This window comes from Emticicia sp. MM (genome assembly GCF_001649495.1).
Window position 1 is genome coordinate 137,623 of sequence record NZ_LXHX01000108.1, and the last position, 8,648, is coordinate 146,270.

Consider the following 8,648-nt stretch of genomic DNA (forward strand, 5'->3'; position numbering starts at 1 on the left):
TCAATTTTTAGAATTTCACATTAAGATTAATACCGTAAGTACGAGTGGTAGGAAGAGAAGTTTGCTCATAACCAACTCTCGAATCGCCCGAAGAAGCAAACGATTCTGGGTCTAAATCATCAATGTATTTTTTGATGATAAGTACATTTCTACACGAAGCCGAGAGCGTCAAACCTTTGATAAATTTTACTTTTGAACTCAAAAATCTGGTTGCGTCGTAGTTGAGCGTAATGTTTCTTAATTTTATGAAATCAGATTTGAATAAGAATGGGTCGGCAATTTGTAGATTTCTATAATCGGTGTAGAATAGTTGAGGGTCAACTTTAACCGTATTTTTTTCGCCATTTGCATAAACACCTGGGAATAAAACTCCACCTTCACGACCAACAAGAGATGCCTTCGTGTGCCCTTGTCTTAGACCGTTGAGTGCCGTTGAAGAGAGTACTTTTCCACCAGCTTTGTAGTCGATATGTACTAATAAACTAAGGTTTTTATAGCTAAAAGTGTTATTCCAACCACCAATAAACTTAGGTAATGCACTGCCAAAAAGAACATCGGCCCCTTCACTGGCAAGGAGACGTCCGTTTGTTCCTACTAAAATATCACCGTTAGCATTTCGGCGATAAGTTTTAGCAGCAAGCTGGTTAAGTGGTTGACCAACTTCATATACCAAACTTCCAAGAAATTCATTCCCACCAAAAGATGTCACAACAAGTCGATTGGTATTTGGAGCAAGCGATAAAACTTTTGTATTGTTGATGGCCGTATTAAATGATGCTTTCCACATAAAGTTTGAGGTTTTCACGGGAACAACATCAAGCATAAATTCAAAACCTCTGTTTTGTAACGAACCGAGATTCAACGGTGTGCCGTTATAACCCGAAGCATTTGATACAACTACTGTCAAGATTTGGTCTCTTGTTTGTTTATCATAGTAAGCTACATCAAGATTGACTCTGCTCTTAAACATTTTTAATTCGATACCAATTTCTTTTTCACTAACACTAAATGGGCGAAGCAAAGGGTTCGGACTATTTGTATTATTGATATTTCCCAACGGATAACCATTGAATGGATTTTGAAGAATACCGTAAGTCAATAATCCACTAAAGGCATTGATACCATTTGAGCTACCTACATCGGCATACGAACCTCTCAGTTTACCATAGTCGAGCCACGAGACATCACGGAGTAATTCGGAGAATATAAAACTACCACTCACCGACGGGTAAAATGAACTATTATTTTGAGGATTTAGCACCGAAAACCAATCTTTACGACCAGTCAGGTTTAAATAAACTAAGTCTTTGTAACCTAATTCGGCCAATCCATAGAGCGAATTTACTTGTTCGTTATATACGCCATACGTTTGAGATTTTGTGATACCATTTTCGATAGAATAGAGGTCTTTCACGGTAAAGTCTGTCACGCTTTGGTCGAAAGTACGATTACGATTCGTGAAAATATTGCCTCCGAAACTTGCATCAATTGAAAAATTACCCAATTCTTTGTTTCCTGCAAGCAAAAAATCCATATTCATCTGGCGGCCAGTGCTTGAATTTACGCCATAAGTACCATTGTAGCCAGTTCCTGCCTGATTCAATAGTGTCGAAGTACCCACACCCGTTGGTAAATTTTGTTCTAAAAACGTAACTCCATAGTCCATATTAACACGGCCTTGAATATACAACCACTTCAAGATATCATACTTAACAGTTGCTGTACTCAAAAAGCGGTCTCTTTTGTTTTTGATAAATTGGCGATCCATGATATAATATGGATTTATCAGTGTAGTTTGAAAGCCAGATGTTTGTCTTTCAGTTCCGTTATCGGCTACTGCTTTTTCTTGCAAAACATCAAGTCCTATTGAATTTGATAATCTATAAAGAAAATTAGGCGTGCCTACACCTTGAACACCCACTTGTGGTGGATTATTATTGATTTCGTTGGTGTAGTTAATATTGAAAGTCATTGATAGGTTTTTACTAATGCTTTGATTAATACCCGCATTAAATATTTTTTTATGATAGTTATTGTTCGGCGAAATACCTAAGGCATCCTGATTTGAAAACGATGCCCTGAAACTGCCCGTTGCATTTCCACCCGAAAGAGCAATTGTATTAGTAAATGCACTACCATTTCTATAAAAATCTTTTATGCGATTCTTCGCAGGAAGGTATGGTCTTGAAACACCATCAAACTGAATAGTTGGCTGTCCATCATACTTAGCTCCCCAACCAAACTGTCCTGTTGTGATTGCCTGCCCTTGTGTAGTTGGTCGAACTCCTGCTTGCCCTTGCCCATATTCGTACTGAAAATCAGTAAAATCAAGTACTTCATCAGAAGAATAATTGGCCGAATATTCCACGCCAATGCCTGTATTTTTATTCCCGTTTTTGGTCGTAATGATGATTGCACCATTGGCTGCTCGTGAACCATATATGGCTGCTGCCGTTGCCCCTTTCAGTACGGTCATGCTCTCAACATCATCGGGGTTAAACTGTTGCATATTATCACCCAAATCTATCGAGGCATTTCCATTCGCACCACGTGCTCCTTGGTCCATTGGTAAGCCATTGATTACGATAAGTGGCGAATTATTTGCACCAGCAAAAGCCGATTGTCCTCTTAAACGTATTTTGGTACTCGAACCTGCACCCGATGATGGGGGGGTAATATCTAAACCCGCAATTTTACCTTCGAGCGATGTCATTATGTTTACCGTTCGATTTTGTTGAATCTCATTTACTTTGACCGATTCGGCCGAATAACCTAATTTTTTAGATTCTTTCTTGATACCCAACGCCGTAACGATAACCTCTTCCAGATTTTGAGTGTCTTCAACTAAGTTTACATCTAAGTTGGAAATATTGCCCACTTTTACTTCTTGAGAAATAAAACCAATAAAGCTAAAAACTAAGGTTTCTGTGCTGGCGGCTTCAATCTTAAATTTACCTGAAGCATCGGTCGTAGTGCCACGTGTAGTGCCTTTTACGGTGATACCAACCCCAGGCATTGGGTCTTTGTTGGTACTGCTTGTTACCTGTCCATTGATTTGTTTGGTCTGGGCAAAAATGCTTAGTGGACTCAGACATAACAATAGAGCCATCAGTCTAAGCCACGATTTCATGTCTTTTGATTGGTAATTTTGTTCCATTTTAATAGAGGGTTTGTTTGAAAAATACAATTTAATAGAGTTGAAATACTAAAAATTGACTAAATTTGGATTGAATACTTTATCGAAACTATTCGCAGGATTTTGATTTCCAAATAAAAGGTGTCAAACTGACACTAATATTTAAACACGAAATATCGTAAACGTTTTAGATGTATGATATTTTGTGTTTTTGTGAAGCCTATTTTTCTAAAAAAAAATTATAGTTAAAAAAAAACGAGAAGGTTATGCTTTTTTTGTAATTTGAAAAAAGTGACACAATTTCTTGAAAAAATACAATAGCAATTATGCAGCGATGTATCAAATGTAATTCGGTTGATGAAGTAATAAAATCTGGTTTTCTGAGAGGAAACCAAAGATTTTATTGCAAACAATGCGATTTTAATTTTGTGTTAGATATAGAAAGTAGTAAGCCTATCAAAAAAAGCGGGCAGGTCACGATAGTCGATTTGGCGAAACATCTCGGGATTTCGGTTGCGACTGTTTCAAGAGCCTTGAATGATAAATCGGATATTAGTCAACTTACCAGAAAAACAGTATTGGAAGCTGCTATTACGTTGGACTACAAACCTAATCTATTAGCCCAGAGTCTCAATAAAGGAAAAACAAATACGATTGGTGTCGTGATTCCGAATGTTGAGTTGCCTTTTTTTGCAACAGCACTGGCTAGAATGCAACAAGTAGCACTTGAAAGTGGGTATCGAATCATTGTTTGTCATTCGAGCGAATCAGCCGAAATTGAAGTTTTAAATACCGAAACCTTAATTGCTTGCCGAGTAGATGGGATATTATTGAGCCATGCCAAAGAAACAAATTCTTTTGAGCATATAAAGCACGTGATTAATAAAGGTATTGCCATTGTGAATTTTGATAGGGTTTGCAACGAGATTGATACTGCTAAAGTTATACACGAAGATTTTAAAGGCAGCTTTGATTTAGTAGAACATTTAATTGAACAAGGTTGCAGAAAAATAGGCATAATGCTTGGCCCTGAAAAGTTCTATATTTCGCAAATTAGGCTTGCTGGTTATAAGGCTGCTCTTGAAAAACACGGAATCGAACTTATCAAGGATTATATTGTGTATTCGGAAATGAACAAAAATGATGGTGGTCGAGTGTTTGATTATTTCATGAGCCTTCCGCATCCACCTGATGGCATTTTTACGATGTTATCAAGAAATGCAATAGAAATGATGGTTGAGGCAAAAAAAAGGAAAATAAAAATTCCAGAAGAAATCGCTTTTGTTGGCTTTGGAGACGATTCGCTTGCCGAATTATTCGAGCCATCACTTACCGTTTTTAATCATTTCCCTACCAAAGTAGGCGAAGCATCTATCAAGATGTTGATAGATAACATTAATAAAAGAGAAGATTTTCTGCCCTATACTCAATCTATTCAAGGAGAATTAATCATTAGAAATTCTTCCAAAAAAGATTGTTCTGAAGTAGATTAAAACTTTGGGAGTACAATAGAATCCACAATAATTTCTATTTATAGTTTAAGTTCTATTTTTCAATAAAACGACCTATTTTAACTTCTTTGTTATACATACAAATTTTATTACGAAATCTTTCGTAATAAAATTTGTATTCAAAAAATATTTAGCTTTATCTTTGCTACGAAATATTTCGTATATTAAATTCTATGCTTCTAAAGTTTTTTGTGTAACCTTTTTCGAAGAGTAAAGTATTCACAATAAAATAAGCGAAGCAGCACAACTTGATGAGCAGTCACGGGTCATGAACGTGTATTTGCACCCTATAACATTTTATGAAAAAGCTATAACAATTTACTTATGAAAAATCTATTACTCGTGTTACTCACGAGCCTATCGAGCTATGTCTTTGCTCAGACCTATACCGTAAAAGGCACAGCCAAAACCCAGCAAAATGAAGCTGTTTCGTTTGCTACCATTTCGCTTCATAATGCGATAGATTCTACACTTTTTAAGGCTGATATTGCCGACGAAAATGGTGGTTTCAAAATCAATGGGGTGGTAAAAGGCAAGTATTTTATAAAAATTTCTGCCGTAGGATTTCGAGCTTTTGCTTCGCCTACTTTTGAAGTAGTTGATACTGATATTGAATTTAATCCTTTTGTACTGACTGCCGATACACAACAATTAAAAGAGGTAAAAGTAGTAGCTTCCAAGCCTTTGATTGAGGTAAAAGAAGATAGAGTCATATTCAATGTCGAGAGTAGTATTAGCTCTACTGGAACAAATGCCTTAGAATTGATGCGAAAATCGCCAGGTGTGCAGGTCGATAAAGACGAAAATATCTTAGTGAAAGGAAAAACTGGTGTACGCATCTACATTGATGGTCGCCCGTCGCCGATGAGTGGGAGGGACTTGGCTTCTACATTAAAAAGTATGAATTCGGCCGATATTGAAGCCATCGAAATTATCACAAATCCATCAGCAAAATATGATGCCGCTGGAGATTTGGGCATTATTAATATTCGCTTAAAGAAAAATCGAAAACTTGGAACAAATGGAAATATTAGCTTGGGTGGCTTGTTCGGAATTTCACCAAAATATAACTCTTCACTGAGCCTTAATCATCGAGATAAAAAAGTAAATCTTTTTGGTACGTATAGCTATAATCAAGGTGCTTGGCATAACCGAACGCTCGACGACCAAATTTTGAATAATATCATGTATAACAAAACTTGGCGAGGGCTTTGGCGTGATACTTCGAGCAATTTGAAAGCAGGAGCAGACTACTTTATCAATACCAAGAATACCATAGGTTTTAATTTGAATGCTCGTATGAGCAACCACAACGGCGGTGGTGAAAGTGAAACTTTGATAGGGCGTAGGTATGCAAGTGTGCCAGATTCTGCTATTTTATATTCACAAACATCGAACCCTGAGAAGAATAAAAATCTAAATTTTAATCTCAATTATCGTTATGCCGATACTACTGGCCACGAGCTGAATTTCGATGTCGATTATGGTGTTTTTAATTCACGAGGCATTAGTTATCAGCCCAATAGATATACTTTTGTTAATAGCGATAGGCCTTCCTTTGAGCGAAACTATGTAACTAAAACACCAATTGATATTATTATTAAATCGGCCAAGATTGATTATGAGCAACCTTTTAAGAAAGGGAAATTGGCCTATGGTGTAAAATTATCAGATGTCACTTCTGATAATACTTTCGATTTTTTTACCAAAATTCAGAACGAAGAAATCAGAGATATTGACCGTAGTAATCAATTTAGATACACCGAACGAATATATGCTGCTTACTTCAATTATAATAAATCGCTGGGCAAAAAATGGAATATTCAGGCGGGTTTACGTGCCGAAAATACCCAGTCGTTGGGTAAGCTGACGAGTTTCAAGCAGAATGATTTAGACAAAGTAGATACTACGTATTTGAATCTTTTTCCGAGTGGAGCAATTTCTTATAAAGCCACAGATAATCATTCGTTTAATCTCAATTATAGTCGTCGAATCAATCGCCCGAGTTATCAAAACCTCAATCCGTTTGAATACCGCATTGATGAACTGGTTTACTCAAAAGGAAACCCATTTCTTCACCCCGAATATGCCAATAATTTCAAAATAACGCATATTTATAAAGGAAAACTTACAAGCTCATTTGGCTATTGGCGTACAAAATATCCAGTTGTGGGTTTACGAATTCCGTATGATGAAAGTAGGACCTATTTTATTTCCGAAAACCTTGATTATTCGGAAGGATATAATCTGGATTTGAGTTTTAATACACAGCTCACCAAATGGTGGGAACTCAACATCAATGTAAATGGATTTCATAATTTATGGCGAGCAAAGTTAGATAATGGGCTGATTATTAATAATCGAACGACTGCCTTGAACGGAAATGGGCAAAGTACTTTTAAACTAAAAAATAACTGGACGTTTGAGCTTTCGGGTTGGTATAATTCGCCTTATCGACGCATCGACTATAATTCAGCAATGGGTATGCTTGACGCTGGTGTTCAAAAGAAGTTTTTAAAAGATAATGCTACATTGAAAGTTGTATTTAGCGATGTGCTGAATACCGCTCGTGGAGGGCATCATTCAGAGTATGCGGGGATTGCTACGAATTTGAGATTTAAGTTTGAAGGTCGATTACTGAGAGTAACCTTCAATTATCGTTTTGGTAGCAAAGAAATCAAGGAAGCCCGCAGCCGACGTTCAGGCTCGGAAGATGAATTGAGAAGAATAAAAGGCTAATAGCCTTGCCATTTATCCAATAAAAAATCCTTTTGTGTAAATGAAAAAATATGTTTTTGACATGAATAATATTGTGCTTTATATTTGCGTTTAGAAACATAATTATGAAATATAAAAAGCGTATTTACTTTTCTTCACAGAAATTGTAAACAATTTTTCGCTTCGTTAGTTTTAGGTTATAATTCATAACCGAAATCAGCAAAACACGCATCAATAGCACAAGACATTAAAGATTTTCCTGTATGTGACCCATACAGTTTGTTGTTAGAACTATAAAGTCCCAGCCGTTTGTGTTGGGATTTTTATTTTTATATTCTATTGATTCGTTGTACTCTATTACAAATCATTCCCCGAGATATTGTCTATCCCTAAAAACAAGGTTGTATCCCACAAATTTTGATGTTGTTTCTTGTGAAAATAGATTTACATTTTCAAAAAACAGGACACTAAAAACTGATTTCTGTTTCAACTCTATAGCCTACTTTTTACACTACTCTAAGGTTTTTAGAGAAAGGTTATCTTGTATATGCACGCATTATTTATGAAGATGAATCATGAACTTGATGATTAAATTAGTGGTTTCAATTTTAGTCTTCACTGCTACATCTGGATTTGGTCAACTGGTCTATAACCTTCGGAAATATTACTATCACTTATGATTCAAAAGTTCGGATGGCGAGTAATATTTCAACGTAATTGATTGACTTCTAAGCCATCAATCATGAATATAAATTTACAAACTTTGTGCATTAATAAATTTTAAAATTGGACGTTTGAAATTATTCAAAATCAAGTAAAACTTTCACGAATTAGTAGTCTTTACTCTTTTCATCCCTAAAATCTGCGTTCTATCCCAGAAATTTTGAGGCTTTTGCCAGTCAATCTAACTTTACTTCATAATCAAACTCAAACAATAAAATACTCGGCGGAGCTACGCAACAACCATGCAAAAAACACCTTTTCTCTCAGTAATTTTCTCAGCATTTGTAGTGTGTAGTAGTTTATTTTTCACAGGTTGCACAGGAAAAGACGGTGCAGTTGGCCCAGCGGGTCCAGCAGGACCAACTGGTGCGGCAGGTCCAGCGGGTCCAGCAGGAGCAACTGGACAGACTGGAAACGCCAACGTAATTCAGCTTTCGTATGCAGCAAGAACTTGGCCTAATACCGCAGGAAGTCAACAAAACTTTGCTTTAACGAATATAACAGGTCAGACGCTTTCTTCGAGTGCGGTCATTACATATTTAGGACTTACCAATGCAAAC

Annotated in this window: 3 protein-coding genes and 1 pseudogene; 3 read left to right on the top strand and 1 reads right to left on the bottom strand. The window is 36.4% G+C overall.

The annotated features are described in order from the left end of the window. Positions 1-7: 7 nt before the first annotated feature. A complete protein-coding gene (locus tag A6M55_RS14115) occupies positions 8-3,157 on the bottom strand; it encodes a SusC/RagA family TonB-linked outer membrane protein (RefSeq protein WP_119364497.1) in 3,150 nt (1,049 codons plus the stop codon). A 305-nt stretch (positions 3,158-3,462) separates the two neighbouring features. Here A6M55_RS14115 and A6M55_RS14120 point away from each other — a divergent pair, with 305 nt between their 5' ends. The 3 genes and pseudogenes from A6M55_RS14120 to A6M55_RS17335 form a co-directional block, all read left to right on the top strand. Then, positions 3,463-4,629: a LacI family DNA-binding transcriptional regulator gene (locus A6M55_RS14120; RefSeq protein ID WP_064198236.1), complete on the top strand. Its 1,167-nt coding sequence runs from the start codon at positions 3,463-3,465 to the stop codon at positions 4,627-4,629. A 342-nt stretch (positions 4,630-4,971) separates the two neighbouring features. Then, positions 4,972-7,386 carry a TonB-dependent receptor gene (locus A6M55_RS14125; protein ID WP_064198237.1) on the top strand — a complete coding sequence of 805 codons (2,415 nt, stop codon included), beginning with the start codon at positions 4,972-4,974 and terminating at the stop codon, positions 7,384-7,386. A 944-nt stretch (positions 7,387-8,330) separates the two neighbouring features. Continuing rightward, positions 8,331-8,648, top strand: a pseudogene (locus A6M55_RS17335) (hypothetical protein); the annotation flags it as partial.